The organism is Microbacterium sp., assembly GCF_035554235.1.
In the GTDB taxonomy this organism is placed as follows: domain Bacteria; phylum Actinomycetota; class Actinomycetes; order Actinomycetales; family Microbacteriaceae; genus Microbacterium.
The window spans coordinates 1-25,508 of sequence record NZ_DATMIO010000063.1; the positions used below are offsets into that span (position 1 = coordinate 1).

The window sequence follows — 25,508 nt, forward strand, 5'->3', positions numbered from 1 at the left end:
ACGCCCGAGAAGGCGGCGCGCGGCAAGCTGCCGACCGACGTCTGGTGGCACACGATCGTGCCGACGACGGGCCGGGAGAAGACCGGCTATCCGACCCAGAAGCCCGAGGGCGTCCTGCGCCGCATCGTGCAGGCATCGAGCCGGCCCGGCGATCGGGTGCTCGACGCGTTCGCCGGCAGCGGCACGACCGGCGCGGTCGCCTCGGTGCTCGGCCGCGAGGCCGTGCTGATCGACGCGAATCCGTCGGCGATAGACGTGATGAGAGGCCGGATGCCGGGGGCCGTGGTCATCGCTCGGACCGACCAGGATGCGGTCGGCTGAGCCGCGGCGACGAGGAGTGGGTGGGCGCGGCCTCACGCCCTGCGAAGCGCCTCGGTCTCTTCGCGGTTGAGCTCGGCGGCTCGGGCAAGGAGCTCATTTGCGAACTCGATCTGCTCGTCGGTGAGGGTCTCGAGGTATTCGGCCCACCGGGCTCCCACGCGGCCGTAGATCGGACCGACCTTCGCCATGACCGTCTCGGGCACGGCCGTCACGATCACCCGGCGCCGATCAGCGACGTCCCGCTCGCGGGTGACGTAGCCAGCCCGCTCCAGGCGGTCGATCACCGCCGTGATCGCGCCGCCGGCGGTCAAGCCGGTGCGCTCGGCGAGTTCGCCGGGCGTCGCCGGGCCTTGGCTCATGAGCAGCCCGACGGCCTGCATGTCGGTGCTGTTGATCCCGCCGAAGCGGGCGACCGCGTCCTGGAACAACACGGCACGCGCCATGAACTCCCGCATCACGTCGCCCATGCGGTCGATCGATGCGGCCCGCGTTGACTTGTCCACCGGCATCCGTTATTCTCTCTAAACACGAGAGACTCCATAAGAGAGAGTCTCGCCTGTCTCTTCAGGATAGCAAATGCCCTCAGCACACACCCCTCGTGCACTTCTCATCGGCGCCGGCGTCGCCGGCCCCGCGACCGCCCTGTTCCTCTCCCGCGCCGGCTGGGAGGTCGAGGTCTTCGAGGCGGGCGCGGCCCCCGACCCGTACCAGGGCCTGTTCCTCAACGTCGCGACCAATGGCCTCGCGGTGCTCGAGCAGCTGGGCCTGCGCGAGCGCCTTCTCACGGATGCCCACCGCGCGTCGCGGATGGTCATGCGCAGCGGCACGGGCCGCGTGCTGGGCGAGGTCCCGAACGGACCCGCGGGGGATCCCGAGCGCGGCAGCGTCATCGTCCGCCGCGGCTGGCTGCACCAGGTCGTTCGCGACGGCGCCGTCGCGGCCGGCATCCCGTTCGCCTTCGGCTCCCGGCTCACGGCGATCGAGGAGACGCCGACCGGCGTGCGGGCACGCTTCGCAGACGGGCGGACGGCGGAGGGCGACATCCTGGTCGGGGCCGACGGCATCCATTCGCTCACACGGCGCTGGATCGATCCGGCCGCACCGGCGCCGCGCTACAGCGGCCTCGTCGGCACGGGCGGCATCGCCCGCATCGCTGGGCTGGAGCCCACCCCCGATTCCCAGCACTTCGTCTTCGGCGCCCGGTCGTTCTTCGGCTATCTCGTGCGGGAGGAGGGCACCGCCTACTGGTTCGCGAACCTGACGAAGTCCGAGCCACCACGGGGGTCGCTCGCCGGGATCGCGGGAGGGGAGTGGCTCCGCGAGCTGCGCGACCTGCACTCCGACGACCCCGCCCCGGTGCCGCAGATCCTCTCGGGCACGCACGGCGAGCTGAGCGGCTATCCGATCTACGACCTGTCGGGCGTGCGCCGCTGGAGCCGCGGGCGTGTGGTCGCCGTCGGCGACGCGGTGCACGCGACATCCCCCAGCACCGGGCAGGGCGCCTCGCTCGCCCTCGAAGACGCGATCACGCTCGCCCGATGCGTGCGCGATCTGCCGGATCACGCGTCCGCGTTCGCGCAATACCAGGCGGTTCGCGCGCCGCGCGCCGAGGCCGTGGTGCGCTACGCCCGCCGGATCGATTCGCAGAAGCGCGTCACGAAGAGCCGGCTCGGCATCGCCATCCGTGACTGGATGATGCCGCGTTTCCTCCGCAACGCCGCCGACGACACCCGCAACGACTGGCTGTACAACCACGAGATCCCGTGGCAGCACCCGGCCGCCTGATAGCGGCCCGCTAGAGCAGGGCGCGCACTTCGGAGTACCCGTCGGCCAGCACGTCCGGGTCGGATGCCGGGCCGCCGAACACGCGCGTCGTCCCCGGGCTCGCCGACCACGCCGGCCAGCCCGGGTCGCCCGAGCGCGCGAAGGACGCCGCCGAACCGTGAACGGCGTCGGCCAGCGCACGGGGCGGATGCTCGCCCGCCAGCTTGTCGACGCGTTCGGCGTCGAGGCAGTCGAAGAAGAACGGCACGTCGAGGCAGTGGCACGACCACCCCTTCGTCGGTGAGACCCACGCGAACCGGTACACCCACGTCGGCGCCGAGTCGCGGGCGGCGGCCACCCGCGCGACGAGGGTGCGGAAGATGCGGTCGGTCCCGTAGCGGCCGATCACCGCGGCCGTGCCCTTCCGGCGCACCACCCGGTTCGCGGCCAGGTACGCGCGCCGCGCGGCGCCGCGGAGCCCGACGATGCGACCGAGGGCGAGCCCCGCAGGCACGAACCGGAGCCGGTTGCGGAACCCGTCGGTGACCATCGTGAACTCGTCGTCCGTGGCACCGAGCACGAGCGGCTTGTCCGCGCCCACCCCCGACGCGATCGCCTCCACCGTGCGCATGGTGAGGAGGACTCCGTCGATGACCGGCCCCTGCGAGAGCCCCGCCCCGACCAGGTCGCGGAGCCGCGCGATCCAGGTGGTTCCCTCCGGGTAAGTGACATCTTCGCGGAGGTGATTGATCTTGCCGGGAGTCAGCGTCCCGAATCCTTCGCGGGTCGGCGCGACGCCGGCGCGGGAGGCGAGCCGCCGGGCGATGCCGCGGGCCCGAGCGGGCGGCACGTCGGCGATCGCCCCCGACATGCACCACGCGGCGCGGAACAGGTGCTGCGCGGCGGGCATGCCGAGCAGGGTCAGCACCGCGCCGCCCCCGGCGGACTGTCCCGCGATCGTCACCCGGTCGGGGTCGCCGCCGAAGGCCGCGATGTTCTCCCGCACCCACTCGAGCGCCAGCAGCCAATCGAGCACGCCGCGGTTCGCCGGGGCATCCTCGATGTGGCCGAATCCGGTGAAGCCGAGCCGGTACGAGATGGTCACGGTCACCACGCCATCGCGATTGAAGGCCGCTCCGTCGTACCAGGGGCTCGCCGGCGATCCGGAGAAGTACCCGCCGCCGTGGATGTACACGAGCACCGGCAGCGCGGCATCCACGCCCGTCGACCCCGTCGAGCCCGTCGACCCCGTCGAACCGGTCACGCCCGTCGACCCCGTCACGCCCGTCGACCCCGTCGAACCCCCCGACCGCGGCGACGGCGTGAACACGTTGACGTTCAGCGTCGAATCGCCCTTCACCGATGGCTCGGGGATGAGCGTGATGCCGCCGTCGCCCCCGCGCTGCGCGGTCGCGCCCATGGCGGTCGCATCGAGCACGCCCTCCCACGGGGACTTGGGCTCGGGCGCGGCGAACCGCAGCTCTCCCACGGGCGGCTCGCCGAACGGGATGCCGAGGAAGGCCGCCGATCCGCCCCGCCAGAAGCCACGCACCCGGCCGGCGGCCGTCGCGACGATCGGGTCGCTTCCATCTGTCACCCCCCGAGCGTAGACCGCGCGCCCCGCATCGTGGGCTCGCGGCAGAATGGGTGCATGCCCGCGCCTTCCGCCCTCGTCGTCATGGGCGTCTCGGGTTCTGGCAAGTCGACGATCGCCGCCGCCCTCGCGCGGCGCATCGGCGGCGCGTACATCGACGCCGACGACCTGCACTCCGACGAGGCGCGCGTCAAGATGGCCGCGGGCACGCCCCTGACCGACGCCGACCGGGCGCCCTGGCTGCAGAAGGTCGCCGAGCGCATCGATGCCGCCTCCGCCGAGGGGCGCCGAGTGATCGTGGCCTGCTCCGCGCTGCGGCGTGCGTACCGGGACGCGCTGCGTCAGGATGCCGAGACACCCGTGTTCTTCGTGCACCTGCACGGCGAACCCGCGGTGCTCGCGGCGCGGCTCGGCGTGCGCACCGAGCACTTCATGCCGGCGACCCTGCTGGCCTCGCAGCTGGCGACCCTCGAACCGCTCGGCGACGACGAGCGGGGCATGGTCGTCGACATCGCCGGCGACCCCGACGCGATCGTCGATACCGTCGCGACGGCGATCCCGGCCTGACGACCCGCCTCACGACGTGCCGCCGGGTGCCTGCCGCCGGCGCTCAGCGGTCGCGGCGTGCACCCTCCGACGGACGCACGGTGAAGATCGTCGGGGCGGCGAATCCGGATGCCGCGAAGGCGGCCGTGACGGCGGCCCCGGCATCCGCCACCTGGCCGTCGTCGAGAAGCGCGATGGCCGCGCCGCCGAAGCCGCCGCCGGTCATCCGCGCGCCGATGGCGCCCGCGGCGAGGGCCGTGTCGACGGCCAGGTCGAGTTCGGGCCCCGAGATCTCGAAGTCGTCGCGCATCGAAACGTGCGAGGCCACGAGCAGGTCGCCGATCGCCCGCGGGCCGGCGGAGCGCAGCGTCCAGACGGTGTCGAGCACGCGCTGGTTCTCGGTGACGATGTGCCGCACCCGGCGGAAGGTCACGTCGTCGAGCAGCTCTTGGGCGCGGGGGAGGTCGCCGACCGACAGGTCGCGCAGCGACGGCACGCCCATCGCGGCCGCCCCGGCCTCGCACGAGGCGCGGCGCTCTCGATAGCCGCCCGTCGCGTGCGAGTGCTTCACGTTCGTGTCGATCACCAGCAGGCTCAGTCCCTCGCGACGAAGGCCCAGGTCGACGGAGTCGGTCTCGAGCGTGCGGCAATCGAGGAACGTCGCCGCATCGGCGACCCCCAGCATCGAGGCCATCTGGTCCATGATCCCGGTGGGTGCGCCGACGGCGTCGTTCTCGGCCGTGCGGCCGACCCGGGCGAGCGAGACGGGCGAGAGCCCGGCATCCCATTCGTCGTTCAGCGCCGAAGCGACGGCGCCCTCGATGGCCGCGGAGGAGGAGAGCCCCGCGCCGACGGGGACGTCGGAGGCGATCGCGATGTCGACGCCGCGGGCCGCCGCCCCGGGCGCGGCACGCCGCAGCGCCCACGCGACGCCGAGCGGGTAGGCGGCCCAGTCCAGGTCGCCGCGGGCGATGGTCTCGTCGAGCTCTGCGAGAGACACCCCGACGGCGTCGGGGGCGAACGTGCTCGTGACCCGGATCACGTCGTCGTCGCGGAGCGCGACCGCGGCGGCGGTGCGATGCTCGATCGCGAAGGGCAGCACGAAGCCCTCGTTGTAGTCGGTGTGCTCGCCGATGAGATTGGCGCGGCCGGGGGCCGACCAGACGGCGTCGGGCTCACGCCCCGTGAATTCGCGCAGCCGCGCGGCCGCGGCATCCTGGGCGCTCATGCCCCCAACACCTCTCGCAGTCGCGCCGCCTGGGTCTCGGGGGCGACATCGGCGATCCATGCGCCCATCGCCGCCTCCGAGCCGGCGAGGAATTTGAGCTTGTCGGCCGCGCGGCGCGGCGATGTCAGCTGCAGGTGCAGGCGGGCGGTATCGCGGCCCACGTTCACGGGCGCCTGGTGCCACGCGGCGATGTACGGCGTGGGGGTGTCGTACAGCGCGTCGACGCCCCGCAGCAGCCGCAGGTAGAGGGGCGCGAGCTCGTCGCGCTCCGCGGTCGTGGTCGCGGCGAGGTCGGGCACGTGGCGGTGGGGCATCAGGTGCACCTCGAGCGGCCAGCGGGCGGCGAAAGGCACGAAGGCGGTCCAGTGCTCGCCCGAGAGGATGACGCGTTCCGAGTCGCGCTCGAAGGCCAGGATGTCAGCGAACAGGTCGGGCCCGTACGCCTCGATCGATGCGAGCAGCCGCTGCGTGCGCGGCGTGACGTAGGGGTAGGAGTAGATCTGCCCATGCGGGTGGGGGAGGGTGACGCCGATGGCCTCGCCGCGGTTCTCGAACGGGAAGACCTGCTCGACGCCGGGCAGGGCCTGCAGCGCGGCGGTGCGATCGGCCCAGGCCTCGATGACGGTGCGGGCGCGGATCGGCGAGAGGCTCCCGAACGAGCCCTCGTGCTCGGGGCTGAAGCACACCACTTCGCAGCGGCCGACCGACGTGCGCGACTTGCCGAGCGCGAGGGCCGAGAGATCGTCCAGTCCGCGGGGCGGGTCGGATGCCGCGGGGGCGCCGTCGAACGCCTCGGCGAGCGCGGGCCCGAACGAGGGCGACTTGTTCTCGAACACCGCGACGTCGTAGAGCGACGGGATCTCGGACGGGTTCGTCGGCGTCTGGGGCGCCAGGGGGTCGAGGTGCGCGGGCGGCAGGAAGGCCCGGTTCTGCCGCGCGGCGGCGATCGACACCCAGTCGCCGGTGAGCACGTCCTGGCGCATCGTCGCGGTGGCGGGACGGGGATCGAGTGTGCGCGCATCGATCGAGCGCTCGGGGCCGAGGGTCGTGCCGGGATCGTCGTAGTAGACGAGCTCCCGCCCGTCGGCGAGCCGGGTCGGGCGCTTGATCACGCCTGCTCCCAGGGGGATGGCAGAGTTCACGGAAGTCTCCAGGTCGGTGCGCGACGCGGCGATGCGTGCGCGGCCGTGCGCGCGTGTTCACGTCAACATGCAGGCTAGCGGCTGTTCGTGATAACGTCAACATGGCAATTGGATGCGGAGGCGGACGTGGCCGGAGAACACACATCACCGCGCCGGGTCTCGATGGCCGATGTCGCCGCCCTCGCCGGTGTCTCGGGTCAGACCGTCTCACGTGTGGCCAATCGACATCCCCGCGTCGACGCCGCCACGCGCGCGCGCGTCGAGGCCGCGATGACGCAGCTCGGCTACCGGCCCCACCGCGCCGCGCGCGCCCTGCGCACGGGCCGCAGCCAGAGCATCGGACTCGTCGTCTCGACCCTCGCGACCGTGGGCAACACCCGCATGCTCGAGGCCGTCTCGGCTGCGGCATCCGCCTCCGGCTATGCGCTCGTCGTGGTCTCACCCGGCGACCGCTCGGGGCTCGACGGCGCCTTCGCGATGCTCCGCGACCAGGGCGTCGACGGCGCCGTCGTGCTCAACGAGGCGACCGCGCTCGCCCGCGGGGCCGATGTCCCGGCCGGCCTCGAACTGGTGGTGGTCGACTCGCCGATCGACGAGCGTTTCCCCGTCGTCGAGTCCGACCATGCGGGGGGCGCGCTCGCCGCCACGGCCCACCTCCTCTCGCTCGGTCACGCCACGGTGTGGCACCTCGCCGGGCCCGAGGACTCCTACGCCGCTGCGGAGCGCGAGGCCGGGTGGCGCGCCGCCCTCGAGGCGGCCGGGGTCGTCGCCCCGCCGATCGTGCGCGGCGACTGGAGCGCCGCCTCCGGGCACGCGGGCGGCGTCGAGCTCGCACCTCGCCCCGACGTCTCTGCGGTGTTCGCCGCGAACGATCAGATGGCCCTCGGCCTGCTGCGCGCGCTGCACGAGGCGGGTCGCGACGTTCCGAGAGAGGTGAGCGTCGTCGGCTTCGACGACGTCGCGGATGCCGCGGACTACACGCCCCCGCTGACGACCGTCCGCCAGGACTTCGACACGCTCGGCGAGCGCGCAGTCGGCGCCCTCGTCGCGCGCATCGAAGGGGGGCATCCGGCGAGCCGCGATCTCGTGCCGACATGGCTCGTGACGCGCGAGAGTTCGGGTGCGGCCGCTAGCGTGGCATCGTGAGCCGCACCATCGTCGTCGCCCCGGATTCGTTCAAAGGCACCATCACCGCATCGGATGCCGCGGCCGCTGTCGCCGCCGGCTGGCGCGACGCGCGACCGGACGACGACATCCGTCTCCTGCCCATGGCCGACGGCGGCGAGGGCACCCTCGAGGCATTCGCGACGGCCGTTCCCGGTGCCGAGCGGGTGCCCGTGCGGGTGATCGGGCCCGATGACCGCGAGGTCGACACGTTCTGGCTGCGCCTGCCCCCGACCCCCGATGCGCCCGACGGCACGGCCATCGTCGAGCTCGGGGCGACGAGCGGCATCGAGCTGCTGAGCGAGCTGCGACCGCTCGCCGCCCACACGTACGGGCTCGGCCAGGCGATCGCGGCGGCGCTCGCCGCGGGGGTCTCACGGGTCGTCGTGGGGCTCGGCTCTTCGGCCTCGACCGACGGCGGGACCGGGATGCTCCGTGCCCTCGGCGCGCAGGTACGGGACGACTTGGGTGCCGACGTGCCCCTCGGCGGTGCGGGGCTCTCGGCCGCCGCGTCGGTGTCGGCGCTTCCACCGCTTCCGGCCGGGGGCGTGCGCGCCCTGACCGATGTCACGAACCCCCTGCTCGGCCGCCGCGGTGCGGCCGCGGTCTTCGGGCCGCAGAAGGGCGCGACACCCGACGACGTCGCGGCGCTCGATGGGGCACTCGCGCACCTCGCGACACTGCTGCCCGATGCCGACCCCGCGACACCCGGCGCCGGTGCCGCCGGCGGCACCGGGTTCGGTCTGCTCGCATGGGGCGCGATCCTCGAGCCCGGATCCGTGGCGGTCGCCGAGCTGATCGGGCTGCCGGCGGCCGCGGTCGCGGCATCCGTCGTCATCACCGGCGAGGGCTCGTTCGACGGGCAGTCCGCCGCAGGAAAGGTGCCGGCGTACGTGGCCGAAGCGGCGGGACCCACCCCCGTCGCGCTCGTGGCTGGGCGCATCGCGGCGGATGCCGACACGTCGGCGTTCGCGGCATCCCTCTCGCTCACCGACCTCGCGGGGTCACCGGAGGCGGCCATGGCCGATCCGGCCACGTGGCTGTGGGAAGCCGGGCGGCGCTTCGCGCGCGAGCTCGGCTGAGCGTGCCTGACACGATGCGGGGTTCGCGGCGACCATCACACGGTCAGTGCTCGTCGCCGAGTTCACGCCGCAAATACTTCGGCGCCTGAGTGCGCCACGCCTCCGTCACCAGCTCGGCGAGATGGTCCTCGTCGATTCCGGCCATCCGGAACGCGACCTTCGGCTCGCCCCAGGGCGTCGTGGTGCGCAGGAACACGTCGGGTGCCATGTCGACGAGGGCGAGGGCGTCCATGCGGTCGGCAACCTTCACCCCGACGACCAGTTCCGTCGCGATGATCGCGCGGATCTCTGGGGGGATGCTCGGCCAGGGGTGGCACTCCCACGCGTAGAGCTTGCCACGCACGAACCACGCGGCGCCTCCCGTCGTCGCCCGCTCCTCGCTGCCGGGCAGCGCGGCGGCGGTGAGGCGCAGATCATCGAGAATGGCCACAGCGGGAGCGTAGGCGGCACCCCCGACAATGGGAACCCTCTGGCCCATCGCTCGCTGCTCTCCGTCCTCTCTTCACCTGGAATCGCCCGCGGACTAGCGTGGAGGGGTGTCCGCTCCGGCAACTGATGCACGGACAGCTCACGCCGCCGGCGTGCAGCGCCTTCTCGAGAGCTATCGGGCCGTCCCTGCCACCGCCTCCGTGCGGCTCGCCAAGCACAGCTCGAACCTGTTCCGGGCACGCGCGAAGACGAACGTCCGCGGGCTCGACACGTCCGGGCTGACGGACGTTCTCGCGGTCGACGCGGCGGGACGAACTGCCGACGTGGCCGGCATGTGCACCTACGAAGACCTCGTGGCCGCGACACTGCCCTTCGGGCTGGCGCCGCTGGTGGTGCCCCAGCTCAAGACGATCACCCTCGGGGGTGCGGTCACCGGCCTCGGCATCGAGTCGACGTCGTTCCGCAACGGGCTGCCGCACGAGTCGGTGCGGGAGATGGACATCCTGACCGGCGCCGGGGAGCTGGTCATCGCGTCGCCCGGAGAGCGCTCCGACCTGTTCCGCGCGTTTCCCAATTCGTACGGGACCCTCGGGTATGCCGTGCGCCTGCGCATCGAACTGGAGGCCGTGGAGCCCTTCGTCGCGCTCACGCATGTGCGGTTTCATGCAATCGGCGATCTCGTCGCAGCAATGGACCGCATCATCGAGTCCGGTCGCCTCGACGGGGTTCCCGTGCACTACCTCGACGGCGTCGTGTTCAGCGCCGACGAAAGCTACCTGTGCGTGGGTGTGCAGACTGCGGCACCCGGCCCCGTCAGCGACTACACCGGCCAGCAGATCTACTACCGGTCCATCCGGCACGAGGACGACGTCAAGGAGGACCGGCTCACCATCGGCGACTACCTGTGGCGCTGGGACACCGACTGGTTCTGGTGTTCGGGGGCGTTCGGTGCGCAGCATCCGCTCGTGCGGCGCTTCTGGCCGCGGCGTCACCTGCGCAGCAGTTCGTACGGGAAGCTCATGAGGCTCGAACGGCGGTTCGACATCGGCGACCGCCTCGAGAAGCTCCACGGCCGGCCGCCGCGGGAGCGTGTGATCCAGGACGTCGAGGTGCCGATCGGGCGCTGCGCCGAGTTCCTCGAGTGGTTCCTGGCCAGCGTGCCCATCACGCCGATATGGCTGTGCCCGCTTCGGCTGCGCGACGACGACAGCTGGCCGCTCTACCCGCTCCGCCCGCACGAGACGTACGTCAACATCGGCTTCTGGTCGACCGTGCCGGTGGGTGCGACCGAAGGAGAGACGAACCGGAGGATCGAGCGCCGGGTCGGCGAGTTCGACGGGCACAAGTCGCTGTACTCAGACGCCTTCTACGCCCGCGACGAGTTCGACGAACTGTACGGCGGCGAGACCTACCGGGCCGTGAAGGAGCGCTACGACCCCGCGGCACGACTGCTCGACCTGTACGCGAAGGCGGTGCAACGGCGATGACGCGCGGAAAGCTCACTCTCGCCGAGGTGCTCGAGGTCTTCGCCGGTGGCCGGATGTCGTTGAGATTCACCGCCTACGACGGCAGTTCGGCCGGGCCGCTCGACGCGCCATTCCGAGTGGAGCTGAAGACTCCGCGCGGCACGACCTATCTCGCCACCGGCTTCGGCGACCTCGGGCTGGCGCGCGCCTACATCGCCGGTGACCTCGACATCCATGGTGTGCACCCCGGCGATCCCTACGAACTGCTCAAGACGCTCGCCGACGGCCTCGAATTCACGAGGCCTCCGGCGCGGATGATGGCCGACATCGTCCGCTCCATCGGCATCGAGCACCTGCGGCCGATCGCACCGCCCCCGCAGGAGGTGCCGCCGCGGTGGCGCCGGATCGCCGGCGGGCTCCGACACAGCAGGACGCGCGACGCCGAGGCGATCCACCACCACTACGACGTCTCGAACACCTTTTACGAATGGGTGCTCGGGCCGTCGATGACCTACACGTGCGCGTGCTATCCAGACCCACAGGCTTCGCTGGATGCGGCCCAGGAGAACAAGTATCGACTGGTCTTCGAGAAGCTGCGGCTGAAGCCCGGTGACCGGCTGCTCGACGTGGGGTGCGGCTGGGGCGGCATGGTGCGGTACGCGGCCCGCCGTGGCGTTCGGGCGACGGGAGTGACGCTGTCGCGGGAGCAGTCGGCCTGGGCGCAGCGGGCGATCGCCGAGCAGGGCCTGGGCGGACTGGCCGAGGTGCGCTACGGCGACTACCGCGACATCACGGAGAGCGGCTTCGACGCCGTGTCATCGATCGGGCTGCTCGAGCACATCGGGGTGCGCAACTACTCTTCGTACTTCCGCTTCCTGCAGTCCCGGATGCGTCCCGGTGGGCTGCTGCTCAACCACTGCATCACGCGTTCCGACAATCGGACCGCACCGTCGGCCCGCGGATTCATCGACCGCTACGTGTTTCCCGACGGAGAGCTCACCGGCTCGGGCCGCATCATCGCCGAAGCCCAGAACGCGGGCCTGGAGGTGCTGCACGAGGAGAATCTGCGACCGCACTACGCGATGACGCTGCGCGACTGGTGCGCCAACCTCGTCGAGCACTGGGACGACGCGGTCGCCGAAGTCGGGCTTCCCGCCGCGAAGGTGTGGGGCCTGTACATGGCAGGATCGCGGCTGGCCTTCGAGTCGGGCGGGATCCAATTGCACCAAGTGCTGGCGGCCAGGCCCGATGGTCGTGGTGGTGTCGACGAGTTGCCCTTGCGGCCCTGGTGGACGCCGTAGGCGTGTGCTGACCGCGCGGTGCTCCTATGCTGTCGGCGTGGAGACGCTCAAAGCCGATGTCGTGCAAGACATCCGCTTCGCACGTTCGGCCGATGGGGTCGGGATCGCATACGCCGTGCACGGATCCGGACCGCCGCTGCTGATCGATGCCTGCTGGCTCAGCCACCTGCAGTTCGACTGGGAGAGTCCGGTGTGGCGCCACTACCTCGTCGAACTCGGGAAAGTCGCGACGGTGATCCGCTATGACGAGCGCGGTCACGGGCTCTCAGACCGGGGTGTCACCGACCACAGTCTGGAAGCGCGGGTCGCCGACCTCGAGGCGGTTGTGGAGGATGCCGGACTCGACCGGTTCGCGCTGATGGCCATGGCGCAGGGCGGCCCGGTCGCGATCGAGTACGCCGCGCGGCATCCCGAGCGACTCACGCGGCTCGTCTTCTACGGGAGCTATTCGGGCGCGCAGGCTGCGGCGACTCCGGAGGAACTGGAACTCCTCGCGGCCTTCGAGGCGTTGATCAAGGTCGGATGGGCTCGCCCCACGTCCGAGTTCCGCCGCGTCTTCAGCAGCATGATGATTCCGGGCGGCACCGAAGAGCAGATGCGGTGGCTCGACGACCTGCAGGCTCGCGCCTGCGACACCGAGACCGCGGTCATCTCCCGCGCGCAGCGTCAGGTCACAGACTCGACGTGGCGCCTGCCCGAGCTCGATCTCCCGACGCTCGTCATCCACAGCCGGGGCGATCAGATGAACGAGTTCCACCACGCCCGGGATCTCGCGGTGGGCATCCGCGGCGCGCGCCTCGTGGGACTCGACAGCAACAACCACATCGTCCTCGCCGACGAGCCGGCCTGGGAGACGTTCGTGCGCGAGGTCACGGCCTTCATCGAGCCCGACCGGCAGCCAAACCCCGAGGTGAGTGCTGACGACGTCGCCGCTCTGATCTCGCCGCGGGAACTCGACATCCTGCGGCTCGCGGCCGCCGGTCACGACAACGACACCATCGCGGCCGAGCTGTTCCTCTCCGTGCGCACCGTCGAGCGACATCTGCAGAACACCTATGCGAAGCTCGGGCTGAGTGGACGCACGGCCCGCACCGCCGCCGTCGCACGGCTGTTGTCCAGCGCGTAACGCGTACGCGCCAGCCGCCAACAGCCCTCCGTGCGGCGGCGTTCGTTGCGCGCCAGCGCCGATGTGACGAGGGGTGCGCGATTCCTACCGTGGTGACATCAACCACAACAGGAGGAATCAGATGTCATCCTTTACCAGCACCACCCACACCGTGACGGCGACCGATGAGGACCGCGCACTCAAGGCGAAGCACGCAGCGATGTGGGCGAGCGGAAGCTACCCCACCGTCGTCGACGAGGTCGTCCACACACTCGGCAGCATCCTCGTCGAATCGATCGACGTCCAGCCCGGACAGCGCGTCCTCGACGTGGCCGCCGGCACCGGCACCTCGGCGATCCCGTCGGCTCGGCGCGGCGCAGAGGTCATCGCCACGGACCTCACCCCCGAACTCCTCGCCGTCGGCCGCGCCGCGGCCGAGGCGGAAGGAATCGAGCTGACGTGGCAGACCGCGGATGCCGAAGCCCTGCCGTTCAGCGACGCGGACTTCGACGTCGTTCTGTCGAGCATCGGCGTGATGTTCGCACCGCACCACGAACTGGCAGCGGACGAGCTCGTCCGCGTGTGCCGTCCGGGTGGGACGATCGGCGTCCTCAGCTGGACCCCGAACGGTTTCATCGGGCAGCTCTTCGCGACGATGAAGCCGTACGCGCCGCCGCCCCCTCCCGGTGCCTCGCCCGCACCCCTCTGGGGCAGCGTCGATCACGTCCGGGATCTGTTCGGCGACCGCGTCGAGGAGTTCGTCGCCCACCAGCAGGCCCTGCTGGTCGACCGATTCGCCACCGGGGCGGAGTTCCGCGACTTCATGAAGGCCAACTACGGCCCGACGATCGCGGTCTACCGCTTCATCGCCGACGACCCGGAGAAGGTCGCCGCCCTCGACGCCGACATGGCGGCGCTGGGCGACCGGTTCTTCGACGACGGCGTCATGCCGTGGGAGTACCTCATCGTCACCGCGAAGCGTCGATAGGAGCGAGCCATGCATCCGCTGATGTTGGTCATTCTGCCCGACAGCATTCAGGTGAGTCGTGACGCCGCCATGCGTCACGCGATCCTGACCGCCCGCAAGGAGCGCGATGACGCGCCCCGTCTCCGGCTCTGGGGGTCACGGAGATCTCGCACGCACCACTCGACCGAGAAAGGAGACTCGAGATGGTTCTCGCCCTCGCCCTCGCCATCCTCTGCCTCGTCGGCGTGATCAGTGCGGTCGTCGCGTCGGTACGCGACTCGCGGAGCCCCATCCGCACGGTATGGGGCTACGACACTCGCCGCCCGCTGCCGTAAGCCCGCGCAGCGAAGCCCCGCGTTTTCCCCGGTTCGCCGGGAGAGCGCGGGGCTCTCTGTGTCGTGGGGTCAGGGTCTCGCGGGGTCAGGGGTCTCGCGGGGCCAGGGTCTCGCTGCGTCAGGCCCGCTGAGCCATAGCTCGGTAGGCCGCACGGATCTCGGGGTGCGGGTCGGCGGGCAAGGTCACCGAGCCCTCGATCGACCAGGAAGGGCGCTCGCCGCCCAGCATCCACGCGGCCTGGGCCGCCGCGCCGAGCGCGACGTACTCCGTGGGCGGCGGCACGGTCACCGGCAGCCCGAAGACCTGCGCGGCGATGCGGCGCGTCGCCTCCAGGCGTGCGCCGCCGCCGATCAGCAGCAGGCGGCGAGGCTCGGCACCCACGCGGATGATCGTCTCGAGCCCGTCGGCGAGCCCGCACAGCATGCCCTCGATCGCGGCACGGGCCACGTTCTCGCGGGTGGTCGAGCCCAGGGTCAGGCCGGCGAAGCCCGCGGTCGCGTCGGGGAGATCGGGCGTGCGCTCGCCCGAGAAGTACGGCACCAGAACAACCCCGCCGGCGCCCGGCGCTGCCGCCAGCGCGAGGGTCGAGAACCCGTCGTGGTCGACGCCGAGCAGGGCCGCGATCACGTCGACGACCTGCGCGGCGTTGAGCGTGGCGACCAGGGGCAGGAATGCCCCGGAGGCATCCGCAAAACCGGCGACCGCGCCCGTGACGTCGGCCGCGGGGGTGTCGGTGACGGCGAAGACCGTGCCGCTCGTCCCGATCGAGACGACGACATCGCCGACCGCGGCACCCAGACCGAGCGCGGCCGCCGCGTTGTCGCCCGCGCCGGCACCGAGGGCGATGCCGCCAGGGATGCCGTGTTGCCGGGCCGTGACGCCGGACCGTTCGTCCGGGGCGAGCACACGCGGCACGATCACGTCGCGGCCGAGGGCGCGCACGAGCAGGTCGCGGTCGTACTCGCCCGTCCCCGCCGACCAGTAGCCGGTGCCGCTCGCGTCGGAGCGATCGGTGGTCAGCGCGTCGAGATCGGGCCCCAGGGGGGATTCCCCGGCCGGCCCGTACCCGGCAAGGCGCCAGGTCAGCCAATCGTGGGGGAGTGCCACCGCGGCCACGCGGGCCGCGTTCTCGGGCTCGGCATCGCGCAGCCATCGCAGCTTCGTCGCGGTGAACGACGCGACGGGCACCAGGCCGGTGCGCGCGGCGTACTCCTCGTCGCCGACCTCGTCGCGCAGAGCGCGGGCGGCGGCGCCGCTGCGGGTGTCGTTCCAGAGCAGGGCATCACGGATGACGCGGCCCTCCGCATCGAGGACCACCATCCCGTGCTGCTGCCCGCCGACAGAGAGGGTCTCGACATCCGCCAGCCCGCCCGCGTCGTCGATCGCGCGCAGGAGGGCAACCCACCACGCGGCGGGCTCGACCGACGTGCCCGCCGGGTGCGGCGCGCGCCCCGAGCGCACGACGGCGCCCGTGGCGGCATCGACGACGAGCACCTTGCAGCTCTGGGTCGAGGAGTCGACCCCCGCGACGAGCGTCACTCGCGGGCGCCGCGGCGTGCGAAGCGCTGCTGCAGCAGCACGGCGACCACGATGATGATGCCCTTGGCGACGTTCTGCACCGACGACGACAGGTTGTTCTGCACGAAGACGTTCGTGAGCGTCGCGAAGATCAGCACGCCGAAGACCGTGCCGGTGATCGTTCCGCGGCCGCCGATGAGCAGCGTTCCGCCGACCACGACGGCGGCGATCGCATCGAGTTCGATGAGCTGGCCGTGGGTCGAGGTGCCGGCGGTCGTCCGGCCGAGGATCATGACGGCGGCGATGCCCGCCGCGAGCCCGGCGAGCACGTAGATCCAGACGGTGTGGCGGTTGACGTTTATGCCCGCGAGACGAGCGGCCTCGCGGTTGCCGCCGATCGCGACGGTGCGGCGCCCGAAGGTCGTGCGGTTCAGCAGCAGCCACCCGGCCACAGCGGCGACGATGAAGATCCAGATCAGGATGTCGATGCCCAGGATGTCGGCGTTGAAGGCCTCGATGAAGTCGCGGGAGTCCACGCGCAGCGTGCGCTTCTCGGCCAGGATCTCGGCGAGGCCCCGGGCGGCGACCAGCATAGCGAGGGTGGCCATGAACGCGACGACCTTGCCGTACGCGATCACGATGCCGTTGATGAGCCCGGCCAGGACGCCCACGCCGATGGCGACGAGCACCATGAAGATCCAGTGCGTGGCCTCGGTGAACTCCTGCATTGCGTCGAGCGTCGCGGCGACGGAGGCCAGACCCATGACGGATCCGACCGACAGGTCGATGCCGCCCGAGATGATGACGAACGTCATGCCGATGCTGATGACGCCGATGATGGAGGCCTGGCGCAGGATGACGAGCACGTTGTTGATGCTCGTGAAGCTGTCGCCCGCCGTGACGGCGCCGATGATCACGATGACAACGAGCGCGAGCACGAGCCCGAGGTTGCGTCCGACGGATCCGCTCAGGATACGGCGCCACGCCGGCTCGGTCTGGTCGGTGGATGTCGGGGGACCGGCCGGTGCCGGTTCGGGAACGGCGCCGACGGTTTCGGCACGGGTCTGATCGCTCACGCGGCGGATCCTTTCATCACGAGGTCGAGCACGCCGTGCTCGTCGATCTGGTCTGCGGGTACGGTGCTCAGCACGCGGCCGTCGGCGATGACGAGCACGGTGTCGGCGAGGCCGAGCACCTCTTCGATCTCGCTCGAGACGACGACGACGGCGTTGCCGGCCGCGGCAAGGTCGCGGATGAGCGTATAGATCTCGGCGCGGGCGCCGACATCCACCCCTCGCGTCGGCTCGTCGAGCAGCAGCACCCGCGTGCCGTGCACGAGCCACCGCGCCAGCAGGATCTTCTGCTGGTTGCCGCCCGAGAGGGTGATCGCGGCACGGTCTGGGTCGCTCGGGCGGAGTTCGAGCGCCTCGATCTGGGCGCTGGCCGCCTCGCGCTCGGCGCGCTCGTCGAGCCAGCCCGCCTTGGCGAACCGGCCGAACGAGGCGAGGGTCACGTTGATGAAGATGGGCTGCTCGAGTACGAGGCCCTGACTCTTGCGCTCCTCAGGCGAGAGGCCGATGCCGGCATCCACTGCGTGCACCACCGAGCCGTTGCGCAGGCGCTTGCCCGAGACGCTCACGGAGCCCGACGTCGCCCGGCGCGCCCCGTACACGGTCTCGAGGATCTCGGAGCGCCCCGAACCGACGAGCCCCGCGAGACCGACGACCTCCCCCGCCCGCACGGTGAAGCTGACGTCCTCGAAGATTCCTGCCGAGGTGAGGCCCTCGACCTCGAGGACGACCGGGGCATCCGCGGGCCGCGGGGCAGGGGTCGGGAAGACGTTCGCGACGGCGCGGCCCGTCATGAGCTTGATCAGTTCGGGCGTGGGCGTCTCCGAGACGGCCAGCCCGGTCGCCATGGTGCGGCCGTCCTTCAGCACGGTGATGCGATCGCCGATCTGGCGGATCTCCTCGAGGCGGTGCGTGATGTAGACGACAGCGATGCCTTGGCCGGTGAGCTCCCGCACCACGTGGAAGAGGTTCTTCACCTCTTCGTTGTCGAGCACGGCCGACGGCTCGTCCATGACGATGAGCTTGATGTCGTGCGAGAGCGCGCGCGCCATGCTGACGATCTGCTTGTTGGCGGCGCTCAGCTGGCCGACCTCGATGTTCGGCGACAGGTTGCTGTGGCCGAGCCGCTTCAGCAGCGCGCGGGCCTCCTTGTGCGCCTGCGAGCGTCTGGTGAAGCCGCCGCGCGAGAGCTCGTGGCCGAGGAAGATGTTCTCGGCGATCGTCAGCCCGTCGACGACGTCGAGCTCCTGGTACATGGTGGCGATGCCGAGCGCGAGTCCCGCCTGCGGGTTCGGGATGTCGACGAGCTCGCCCTGCCACGCGATCGTGCCCTCGTCAGGGCGGTGCACGCCCGCGAGCGTCTTGATGAGCGTCGACTTGCCAGCGCCGTTCTGGCCGAGGATGCAGTGCACCTCGCCCGGCAGGATCTGCAGGTCGACGCCGCGCAGGGCGCGCACTCCGGCGAAGGACTTGGTGATTCCTCGCACGTCGAGGAGCACCCCCTGGTCGACTTTGATCATGGACGCAACATAACAGAACGGTTCCTTCCGCGCACCCGTTTGGTGCACACGCGGAGGCTAGACGCACTCCGCTGTGCCTGTTACGTTGTGCGAAACGCCAATTACCCGCCGGGCTCTCTGGGAGCTCTCCGACGGGCGGCAACTGCACCAACTCAAGGGAGAGAACAGCACATGAAAAGGACGCGGAAATTGTCGCGCAGCCTCGCGCAGCGCCTCGCGATCGGGGCCGGTGCCTCGATCGCGGTGATCGGACTCCTCGCCGGCTGCACCGGCAGCGGAGCCGACGAAGGAGACGTCGTAGACCAGGGCACGAGCTCGGAAGAGAACGCCGAGACCGGCGACACGGTCACCATCGGCTTCTCCGGCCCGGCGGCCGACCACGGCTGGCTCGCCGCGATCAACTCCGGCGCGATCGCCGCGGCCGAGAGCTTCCCGGACGTCGACCTGCAGCTCGCCGAGGGCACCAACGACGTGACCGCCCAGATCGCGGCGGTCGAGACGTTCGTCAACGACGGCGTGGACGCCATCGTGCTGCTGCCGAGCGACGGCGCGGCCATGACCGAGGCCGCCATCGCCGCCATGGAGGCCGGCATCCCGGTCATCAACGTCGACCGTGAGTTCTCGAGCCCCTTCGCGGCGCGCGCGACGATCCTCGGCGACAACTACGGCATGGGCGTCAGCGCCGGCACCTACATCTGCGAGCAGCTGAGCGACAACCCCGACGCGGTGGTCGCCGAGATCGCCGGCATCGACGCACTGCCGCTCACGCAGGACCGCTCGCGGGGCTTCGCCGATGCGCTGGATGACTGCGGGCTCGAGGTCGGGCCGCGCGTCTCCGCCGAGTTCACCGTGGAGAGCGGCGAGGAGGTCACCTCCCAGCTGCTGTCCGCCAACCCGCAGATCGACGCCATCTGGAACCACGACGACGACCAGGGCATCGGCGTGCTCGCCGCCATCGAGGCGGCCGGTCGCGACGAGTTCTTTATGGTCGGCGGCGCCGGCAGCAAGGACGCGATGGAGCTGATCGAGGCGGATGACTCCGTGCTGAAGGCCACGATCATCTACCCCTCGACCCAGGCGGCCGATGGCATCGCCCTGGCCCGCCTGATCGCTCAGGGCAAGACGATGAGCGACCTCATCACGCCGGGTGTGGCCAACCGCATCGTGCTCGACGCACCGGTCGTGACGAAGGACAACGTCGACGAGTACATCGGGCTCGCGTTCGAGTCCTAGTCTGGCATCGTGAGTCACTGGGAGGGGACGCCGCTCGCGGGTGTCCCCTCCCATCCCTCGCCCACTGCCCCCCACACTTCGAATCACCGCAGGGAGACCCCGATGCCCGACACCCTTCGCGTCGCCATGATCGGCTACGGCTTCATGGGCGCCGCCCACTCCCAAGGGTGGCGCGTCGCCCCCCGATTCTTCGATCTTCCGGTGCAGCCCGCGATGGATGTCGTGGTCGGCCGCGATGCCTCGGCCGTGGCTGCGGCCGCCGGGAAGTGGGGGTGGCGCGAGTCCGCGACCGACTGGCGTGAGGTCATCGCACGCGACGACATCGACATCGTCGACATCGTCACCCCCGGCGACACGCACGCCGATATCGCGATCGCCGCCCTCGAGGCGGGCAAACACGTGCTGTGCGAGAAGCCGCTCGCGAACACCGTCGCCGAGGCGGAGGCGATGGCGGATGCCGCGGCCACCGCCGCCGCGAGGGGCGTGCGCTCGATGGTGGGCTTCACCTATCGCCGAGTCCCTGCGGCCACCTTCGCCCGCGACCTCGTCGCGGCCGGACGCATCGGCGACGTGCGCCAGGTGCGCGCGTCGTACCGGCAGGACTGGCTGATGGATGCCGAGGCGCCCCTGACGTGGCGCATGCAGAAGGACCGCGCCGGCTCCGGCGCCCTCGGAGACATCGGCGCCCACGCCGTCGACCTCGCGGAGTACATCACCGGGCTGAGCCTGCAGAGCGTCTCGGGAGTGATCGACACGATCGTCACGGAGCGCCCGCTGCTCGGCGAGGGACACGGGCTCTCGGGCACCGCCTCGACCGAGCGCGGCCAGGTCACCGTCGACGACGTCGCCCTCTTCTCCGCCCGGTTTACGAACCCCGACGGCGGGTTCGCCGCGCTCGGGTCGTTCGAGGCGACCCGGTTCGCGACGGGCCGGAAGAACGCGCTGAGCATCGAGGTGTCGGGCTCGCTGGGTGCGATCTCCTTCGACCTCGAACGGCTCAACGAACTGCGGTTCTACGACGCCACGGTTCCGGTGACCGAGCAGGGCTTCCGCACGATCCTCGTCACCGAGCCCGACCACCCCTACCTGGCACCCTGGTGGCCGGCGGGTCACATGCTCGGATACGAGCACGGCTTCTCGAACCAGGTCGCCGACTTCGTCGGTGCGATCGCGGCGGGAGAGCAGCCGCGCCCGTCCTTCGCCGACGGCCTGCACGTGCAGCGGGTGCTCGCCGCGGTCGAGCAGAGCTCGCTCGCCGACAGCGCCTGGACCTCGACCGCCGGCTGAGCCGGCGGCATCCTCTCATTCCACCCCACCCTCTCCGAAAGGCAGACCATGACCGATGACACGACCGGCGCCCGCCCGATCACCCTCTTCACGGGCCAGTGGGCCGACCTTCCGTTTGAGGAGGTCGTGCGGCTCGCCGCCGGATGGGGCTACGACGGCCTCGAGGTCGCGTGCTGGGGCGACCACCTCGACCCGTGGCGCTGGGACGACGACGACTATGTGCAGGGCAAGCTCGACCTGCTCGAGAAGCACGGGCTCAAGGTGTGGGCGATCTCGAACCACCTCAAGGGTCAAGCCGTGTGCGACGACCCGATCGACCAGCGTCACCGCGACATCCTCTCCGACCGGGTGTGGGGCGACGGCGACCCCGAGGGCGTGCGCAGCCGCGCCGCCGAGGAGATGAAGCACACGGCCCGCCTCGCGGCGAAGCTCGGCGTTCAGACCGTCGTCGGGTTCACGGGGTCGAGCATCTGGAAGTACGTCGCGATGTTCCCCCCTGTGTCGCAGGAGGCGATCGACGCCGGCTACCAGGACTTCGCCGACCGCTGGAACCCGATCCTCGACGTGTTCGACGAGGTCGGTGTGCGCTTCGCCCACGAGGTGCACCCGAGCGAGATCGCCTACGACTACTGGACCACCGTGCGCACGCTCGAGGCGATCGGGCACCGCCCGGCCTTCGGCCTCAATTGGGATCCGTCGCACTTCGTGTGGCAGCAGCTGAACCCGGTCGATTTCATCCTCGAGTTCAAGGACCTGATCTACCACGTCGACTGCAAGGACGTGAAGCTCAATGTGGGCAACGGCCGCAACGGGCGGCTCGGCTCGCACCTGGCCTGGGCCGACCTGCGGCGTGGGTGGGACTTCGTCTCGACCGGCCGTGGTGACGTGCCTTGGGAGGCATCGTTCCGAGCGCTCAACAGCATCGGCTACGAGGGTCCGATCTCCGTCGAATGGGAGGATGCCGGAATGGACCGCCTGATCGGCGCGCCCGAGGCCCTTGCGTTCATCAAGCGCAACGCGTTCGCCGCCCCGGCGGCCGCGTTCGACGCGGCGTTCTCGACGCGCTGAGTTGCACGGTGGTTCCACGGTGGGCTGCTCGGTGAACGGGGTGGAGCGGCGGTGAGGCGTGGCGGCGGATGATTTCACGCGGGCGACCGGGACCACACTCGACGTGGTGCGCCGCCAGAACCTCACTCAGGTGCTGCGGCTCACGCACCGGGACGGCCCGATCTCCCGTGCCGAGCTGACTCGCGCCACGGGGCTGAACCGCTCCACGATCGGCGGCCTCGTCGCCGAACTGGAGGCGCGCGGGCTCGTCGACGAGACGGAGCCGCACCTCACGCGAAAGGTCGGCCGACCGAGCCCGATGGTCATGCCGTCGGATGCGACCGTGGCGATCGCGGTGAACCCCGAGATCGACGCGGTCGACGTCGGCGTCGTCTCGCTGGGCGGCCGCGTGCTGCGCCGTGTGCGCTTCAAGAACGAGCGCATCCCGACGCCGACCGAGTTCGTCAACATCGTCGCCGCGATCGTGGGCGGGATGCGCCCCGAGCTGGATGACTCGTCCCGCACGCTGGGCATCGGCCTCGCGGTGCCGGGACTGGTCCGTAGCAAGGACGGCCAGGTGCTGCTCGCCCCGCATCTCGGCTGGCACGAGGCGCCGATCACGGCGATGCTCGCCGAAGCGACCGGGATGTCCGTCGTCGCCGGAAACGATGCGAGCTGCGGCGTCGTGGCCGAGAGCGTCTTCGGCGGCGGCCGCGGGGTCGACTCGGTCGTCTACCTGAACGGCGGGGCGAGCGGCATCGGCGGCGGCGTGGCGCTCGGCGGCACTTTGCTGACCGGTGCGGGCGGTTACGCCGGGGAATTCGGCCACACGCTCGTGGAGTCGAACGGCTCGGCATGCCACTGCGGGGCGATCGGATGCCTCGAGACCGAGGTGCGCCGCGACGCCCTGCTCGCGGCGGTGGGTCTCGACGATCTCGCCGTCGAAAAGCTGCCCGCCGCGCTCGCCGCCGCGTGGAGCGACCCCGAAAGCGTCGGCGCGCGCGAAGTGCGCCGCCAGGTCGACTACCTCGCGGTCGCCCTCCGGAACATCCTGAACGGGCTCAACCCCCGCCGGATCGTGCTCGGCGGCTTTCTCGCGACCCTGCTCGGCGTCGTCGGCGAGGCCGGCCTGGCAGCTCGGCTCGACGTCGCCCTGCCCGGGGCGCGGCACGATGTCAGCATCGCGGCCGCGACCCTCGGCCGGGACGTGCTGCTCGTCGGCGCGGCGGAGCTGGTCTTCGGGCCCGTGCTCGATGATCCCACCCTCATGCCCGTGCTGGCCGTCCCGGCGCCGGTCACCTTCTGACCGACGCGCGCCGGATGGGTGCTCAGGTGCGCATGCTCAGGTGCGCGGCGGGGTGCTGGATCGCAGCAGCACGTCGAGGGGGAGGGGCTCGGCATCCCCTGTCCACTCGTCGTCGATCGCCGCGCGGAGGGCGCGGTAGCCGAGGTCTTCGAGAGGCACGTGCACGGTCGTGAGGGCCGGACGCACGTCGCGGCTGGTCGGGATGTCGTCGAAGCCGCAGACGGCGATGTCGGTGCCGGGCTCGCGTCCGGCATCGCGGATCGCCGAGAGGGCGCCGATGGCCACCACGTCGCTGACCCCGAAGACGACCGTGCCCCGCTCGACGCCGCGCCCCAGTGCTTCGCTCATGAGGGAGTAGCCCGCCTCGCGGGTGAATCCGCCTCGCAGGGTGAGGGCGACGCGCCCGTCGCCCTTGGCGAAGCCGTCGGTGAAGCCGGCGATGCGGTCGTCGGACGTGCGGACACCGGTGCGTGCGCCGAGGATGAGAGCCTCGCGATAGCCGAGCTCGGTCAGGGCGGATCCGAGAGCGCGTGCTCCGCCGACGTTGTCCACGGCTACCGCACGCACGTCTCCGCCGCCGGGGCCGAGGGCGACGACCCGCCCGCCCATTGCGGCGAAGGCGTCGAGCTCCGCACGAACACCCGCGCCGTCCTCGTCCTCGTTGCGGGAGGCGGCGAGGATCAGGCCCTGGGGGCGCTGGCCGCGGAGGGCGCGCACGAGCCGGGCCTCGCGCTCGGCGTCGCGCTCGGTGATCGCGATCGTCACGACGAGCCCGGCCTCGTCGGCGCCGCGGACGACGCCAGCGGCGAGCTGTCCGAAGTAGGGGTCGGCGATGTCGGCCACGAGCAGGGCGATGATGGCCGACGTGCCGCGCGCGGTCGCCTGGGCCGACAGGTTGGCGGTGTAGCCGAGCCGCGCCGCGGCCTCTTCGACGCGCTCGCGGTAGCTCTCCGCCACCTTTCGCACCGACCCGTTCAGCACGCGCGATGCGGTCGCCAATGACACGCCTGCCTCGCGGGCCACGTCGTGCAGGGTCGCCGCCGACCGCGGCTGAGCCACCATGTCCGTCACAGCCCAGAGTCTATGACGACGGAAAACGATTGCTTCGCTGCGCGCGCGAGGATTCCGGATGCGACTCGCGTCGTCGTGGGCATGGGTGTCGGCCGAATCGGTGCGACCTCGGGGAAAGCAGGTGCGCTTAAGGGACGGTCAGGTGCGGGCTGACGGCCCGGCCGAACGCCTCGGCGGTGCGCCGGACGACCTCGTCGTGTGGCGTCGCCCAGACGTCCTCGTTGAAGATCTCGACCTCGATGTCGCCGGTGTAACCCGCGTCGATGACGGCGTTCGTCAGGCTCGCGAAGTCGATGACCCCGTCGCCGGGGTAGTGCCTGCTGAGAAGCACGTCGGCCGCCAGGGGAGTCTTCCAGTCGCACACCTGGTAGGTCGCCATGCGCCCCTCGCGTCCGGCGCGCGCGATCTGCGGCAGCACGTCGGGATCCCACCAGATGTGGAACGTGTCGACGGTCGCGCCGACGACCGCGGGGTCGAAGTCCGCCGCGATGTCGAGCGCCTGGCCGAGCGTCGAGACGACACAGCGGTCGGAGGCGTACATCGGATGCAGCGGCTCGATCGCGAGCGTGACACCGGCGGCCGCGGCATCCGGTACCAGCTCGCCGATCGCGTCGCGCACGCGTCGGCGCGCGCCGACGAGGTCGCGGGAGCCTTCGGGGAGCCCGCCCGCGACCAGCACGAGGATCGCGGTCGACCCCTCGGCCCCGGCGGCCGCGAGTGTCGCCGCCTCCTCGATCGCGCGGCGGTTGTCATCGATCGCCGCCCGGCGCTGTGGGCCCTCGGGGAGGGTGAAGAACCCGCCGCGGCAGTGCGTCGTGAAGCGCAGCCCCGAGTGGGTGAGCATCCGGGCGGCCGTCTGCAGGCCGACCTCCTGCACGGGCTCGCGCCACAGGCCGATCGCCTGCACGCCGGCCTCGGCCGTCACCCGCAGCGCCGTCGCGAGGTCGGCGTGCTTGATCGTCGCCTGATTGATCGAGAGCCGGGGGTCGGGCGTCGCCGTCCCGCCGTCGC

The 25,508-nt window shown here is 71.3% G+C and carries 24 protein-coding genes; 14 read left to right on the plus strand and 10 right to left on the minus strand.

Annotated features, from left to right (window positions below; translation table 11 throughout):
* A partial coding sequence (locus tag VNT50_RS03025) for a DNA-methyltransferase (RefSeq protein ID WP_325483620.1) occupies positions 1-321 on the plus strand: 321 nt, incomplete at its 5' end.
* 32 nt (positions 322-353) lie between these two features.
* On the opposite strand, the gene VNT50_RS03030 is transcribed toward VNT50_RS03025, so the two are convergent.
* Positions 354-830 (minus strand): MarR family winged helix-turn-helix transcriptional regulator, encoded by a 477-nt coding sequence (locus VNT50_RS03030; RefSeq protein ID WP_325483621.1) that lies wholly within the window; start codon positions 828-830, stop codon positions 354-356.
* Positions 831-897: 67 nt separating this feature from the next.
* On the opposite strand from VNT50_RS03030, the gene VNT50_RS03035 reads away from it, so the two are divergent.
* Positions 898-2,106, plus strand: coding sequence for an FAD-dependent monooxygenase (locus VNT50_RS03035; RefSeq protein ID WP_325483622.1), 1,209 nt, complete (start codon positions 898-900; stop codon positions 2,104-2,106).
* A 10-nt stretch (positions 2,107-2,116) separates the two neighbouring features.
* On the opposite strand, the gene VNT50_RS03040 is transcribed toward VNT50_RS03035, so the two are convergent.
* On the minus strand, positions 2,117-3,682 hold the full coding sequence (locus VNT50_RS03040) for a carboxylesterase/lipase family protein (protein ID WP_325483623.1): 1,566 nt from the start codon (positions 3,680-3,682) through the stop codon (positions 2,117-2,119).
* 54 nt (positions 3,683-3,736) lie between these two features.
* On the opposite strand from VNT50_RS03040, the gene VNT50_RS03045 reads away from it, so the two are divergent.
* Complete coding sequence (locus VNT50_RS03045) at positions 3,737-4,246, plus strand: gluconokinase (RefSeq protein ID WP_325483624.1); 510 nt, start codon at positions 3,737-3,739, stop codon at positions 4,244-4,246.
* 43 nt (positions 4,247-4,289) lie between these two features.
* On the opposite strand, the gene galK is transcribed toward VNT50_RS03045, so the two are convergent.
* Positions 4,290-5,453 (minus strand): galactokinase, encoded by a 1,164-nt coding sequence (gene galK / locus VNT50_RS03050; protein WP_325483625.1) that lies wholly within the window; start codon positions 5,451-5,453, stop codon positions 4,290-4,292.
* Positions 5,450-6,595, minus strand: coding sequence for a galactose-1-phosphate uridylyltransferase (galT, locus tag VNT50_RS03055; protein WP_325483626.1), 1,146 nt, complete (start codon positions 6,593-6,595; stop codon positions 5,450-5,452). Before galT ends, galK begins: the two co-directional genes overlap by 4 nt.
* Positions 6,596-6,757: 162 nt before the next feature.
* On the opposite strand from galT, the gene VNT50_RS03060 reads away from it, so the two are divergent.
* The gene (locus VNT50_RS03060; protein WP_325483640.1) at positions 6,758-7,741 is read left to right on the plus strand and encodes a LacI family DNA-binding transcriptional regulator; all 984 of its coding nucleotides are present in this window, start codon (positions 6,758-6,760) and stop codon (positions 7,739-7,741) included.
* Positions 7,738-8,841 (plus strand): glycerate kinase, encoded by a 1,104-nt coding sequence (locus VNT50_RS03065; RefSeq protein WP_325483627.1) that lies wholly within the window; start codon positions 7,738-7,740, stop codon positions 8,839-8,841. Before VNT50_RS03060 ends, VNT50_RS03065 begins: the two co-directional genes overlap by 4 nt.
* A 43-nt stretch (positions 8,842-8,884) precedes the next feature.
* Here the strand turns inward: VNT50_RS03065 and VNT50_RS03070 are convergent, their stop codons facing one another.
* Complete coding sequence (locus tag VNT50_RS03070) at positions 8,885-9,271, minus strand: MmcQ/YjbR family DNA-binding protein (protein ID WP_325483628.1); 387 nt, start codon at positions 9,269-9,271, stop codon at positions 8,885-8,887.
* Positions 9,272-9,377: 106 nt separating this feature from the next.
* Between VNT50_RS03070 and VNT50_RS03075 the strand changes: the two genes are divergently transcribed.
* The 5 genes from VNT50_RS03075 (at position 9,378) to VNT50_RS03095 (ending at position 14,444) form a co-directional block, all read left to right on the plus strand.
* Entirely contained in the window at positions 9,378-10,757 is a 1,380-nt protein-coding gene (locus tag VNT50_RS03075; protein ID WP_325483629.1) for an FAD-binding oxidoreductase, read from the plus strand.
* Positions 10,754-12,037, plus strand: a complete 1,284-nt coding sequence (locus VNT50_RS03080; protein WP_325483630.1) for a class I SAM-dependent methyltransferase — start codon at positions 10,754-10,756, stop codon at positions 12,035-12,037. The genes VNT50_RS03075 and VNT50_RS03080 overlap by 4 nt, the downstream gene beginning before the upstream one ends.
* A 37-nt stretch (positions 12,038-12,074) precedes the next feature.
* Positions 12,075-13,163 (plus strand): alpha/beta fold hydrolase, encoded by a 1,089-nt coding sequence (locus VNT50_RS03085; RefSeq protein WP_325483631.1) that lies wholly within the window; start codon positions 12,075-12,077, stop codon positions 13,161-13,163.
* Positions 13,164-13,284: 121 nt separating this feature from the next.
* Positions 13,285-14,130: a class I SAM-dependent methyltransferase gene (locus tag VNT50_RS03090; protein WP_325483632.1), complete on the plus strand. Its 846-nt coding sequence runs from the start codon at positions 13,285-13,287 to the stop codon at positions 14,128-14,130.
* A 182-nt stretch (positions 14,131-14,312) separates the two neighbouring features.
* Positions 14,313-14,444 (plus strand): hypothetical protein, encoded by a 132-nt coding sequence (locus VNT50_RS03095; RefSeq protein ID WP_325483633.1) that lies wholly within the window; start codon positions 14,313-14,315, stop codon positions 14,442-14,444.
* 118 nt (positions 14,445-14,562) lie between these two features.
* Here the strand turns inward: VNT50_RS03095 and xylB are convergent, their stop codons facing one another.
* Genes xylB through VNT50_RS03110 form a run of 3 tightly spaced genes read right to left on the minus strand, consistent with a single transcriptional unit; the run spans position 14,563 to position 18,553 of the window.
* Positions 14,563-15,984 carry a xylulokinase gene (gene xylB / locus VNT50_RS03100; RefSeq protein ID WP_325483634.1) on the minus strand — a complete coding sequence of 474 codons (1,422 nt, stop codon included), beginning with the start codon at positions 15,982-15,984 and terminating at the stop codon, positions 14,563-14,565.
* Positions 15,981-17,039, minus strand: a complete 1,059-nt coding sequence (locus tag VNT50_RS03105; RefSeq protein ID WP_325483635.1) for an ABC transporter permease — start codon at positions 17,037-17,039, stop codon at positions 15,981-15,983. The genes xylB and VNT50_RS03105 overlap by 4 nt, the downstream gene beginning before the upstream one ends.
* Positions 17,036-18,553: a sugar ABC transporter ATP-binding protein gene (locus VNT50_RS03110; protein ID WP_325483636.1), complete on the minus strand. Its 1,518-nt coding sequence runs from the start codon at positions 18,551-18,553 to the stop codon at positions 17,036-17,038. Before VNT50_RS03110 ends, VNT50_RS03105 begins: the two co-directional genes overlap by 4 nt.
* A 171-nt stretch (positions 18,554-18,724) precedes the next feature.
* Between VNT50_RS03110 and VNT50_RS03115 the strand changes: the two genes are divergently transcribed.
* From VNT50_RS03115 to VNT50_RS03130, 4 genes are all read left to right on the plus strand, one after another.
* The gene (locus tag VNT50_RS03115; RefSeq protein WP_325483637.1) at positions 18,725-19,786 is read left to right on the plus strand and encodes a substrate-binding domain-containing protein; all 1,062 of its coding nucleotides are present in this window, start codon (positions 18,725-18,727) and stop codon (positions 19,784-19,786) included.
* Between the two features lie 102 nt (positions 19,787-19,888).
* Complete coding sequence (locus tag VNT50_RS03120; protein ID WP_414683931.1) at positions 19,889-21,073, plus strand: Gfo/Idh/MocA family protein; 1,185 nt, start codon at positions 19,889-19,891, stop codon at positions 21,071-21,073.
* Between the two features lie 48 nt (positions 21,074-21,121).
* Entirely contained in the window at positions 21,122-22,141 is a 1,020-nt protein-coding gene (locus tag VNT50_RS03125) for a sugar phosphate isomerase/epimerase family protein (protein ID WP_325483638.1), read from the plus strand.
* A gap of 58 nt (positions 22,142-22,199) precedes the next feature.
* Positions 22,200-23,426 carry an ROK family transcriptional regulator gene (locus VNT50_RS03130; RefSeq protein ID WP_325483639.1) on the plus strand — a complete coding sequence of 409 codons (1,227 nt, stop codon included), beginning with the start codon at positions 22,200-22,202 and terminating at the stop codon, positions 23,424-23,426.
* Between the two features lie 36 nt (positions 23,427-23,462).
* On the opposite strand, the gene VNT50_RS03135 is transcribed toward VNT50_RS03130, so the two are convergent.
* Together VNT50_RS03135 and VNT50_RS03140 are read right to left on the minus strand one after the other, a co-directional pair.
* Positions 23,463-24,488, minus strand: a complete 1,026-nt coding sequence (locus tag VNT50_RS03135) for a LacI family DNA-binding transcriptional regulator (RefSeq protein WP_325483642.1) — start codon at positions 24,486-24,488, stop codon at positions 23,463-23,465.
* Between the two features lie 136 nt (positions 24,489-24,624).
* A partial coding sequence (locus VNT50_RS03140) for a sugar phosphate isomerase/epimerase family protein (RefSeq protein ID WP_414683932.1) occupies positions 24,625-25,508 on the minus strand: 884 nt, incomplete at its 5' end.

What these genes read in the sequence shown, in the direction of transcription:
- VNT50_RS03035 (WP_325483622.1), top strand. Translation starts at nt 898, where the DNA reads ATGCCCTCAGCACACACCCCTCGTGCACTTCTCATCGGCGCCGGCGTC.
- VNT50_RS03135 (WP_325483642.1), bottom strand. Translation starts at nt 24,488, where the DNA reads ATGGTGGCTCAGCCGCGGTCGGCGGCGACCCTGCACGACGTGGCCCGC.
- VNT50_RS03115 (WP_325483637.1), top strand. Translation starts at nt 18,725, where the DNA reads ATGAAAAGGACGCGGAAATTGTCGCGCAGCCTCGCGCAGCGCCTCGCG.
- VNT50_RS03095 (WP_325483633.1), top strand. Translation starts at nt 14,313, where the DNA reads ATGGTTCTCGCCCTCGCCCTCGCCATCCTCTGCCTCGTCGGCGTGATC.
- VNT50_RS03110 (WP_325483636.1), bottom strand. Translation starts at nt 18,553, where the DNA reads ATGATCAAAGTCGACCAGGGGGTGCTCCTCGACGTGCGAGGAATCACC.
- VNT50_RS03060 (WP_325483640.1), top strand. Translation starts at nt 6,758, where the DNA reads ATGGCCGATGTCGCCGCCCTCGCCGGTGTCTCGGGTCAGACCGTCTCA.
- VNT50_RS03090 (WP_325483632.1), top strand. Translation starts at nt 13,285, where the DNA reads ATGTCATCCTTTACCAGCACCACCCACACCGTGACGGCGACCGATGAG.
- galK (WP_325483625.1), bottom strand. Translation starts at nt 5,453, where the DNA reads ATGAGCGCCCAGGATGCCGCGGCCGCGCGGCTGCGCGAATTCACGGGG.
- VNT50_RS03030 (WP_325483621.1), bottom strand. Translation starts at nt 830, where the DNA reads ATGCCGGTGGACAAGTCAACGCGGGCCGCATCGATCGACCGCATGGGC.
- VNT50_RS03120 (WP_414683931.1), top strand. Translation starts at nt 19,889, where the DNA reads ATGCCCGACACCCTTCGCGTCGCCATGATCGGCTACGGCTTCATGGGC.
- VNT50_RS03080 (WP_325483630.1), top strand. Translation starts at nt 10,754, where the DNA reads ATGACGCGCGGAAAGCTCACTCTCGCCGAGGTGCTCGAGGTCTTCGCC.
- VNT50_RS03045 (WP_325483624.1), top strand. Translation starts at nt 3,737, where the DNA reads ATGCCCGCGCCTTCCGCCCTCGTCGTCATGGGCGTCTCGGGTTCTGGC.
- VNT50_RS03125 (WP_325483638.1), top strand. Translation starts at nt 21,122, where the DNA reads ATGACCGATGACACGACCGGCGCCCGCCCGATCACCCTCTTCACGGGC.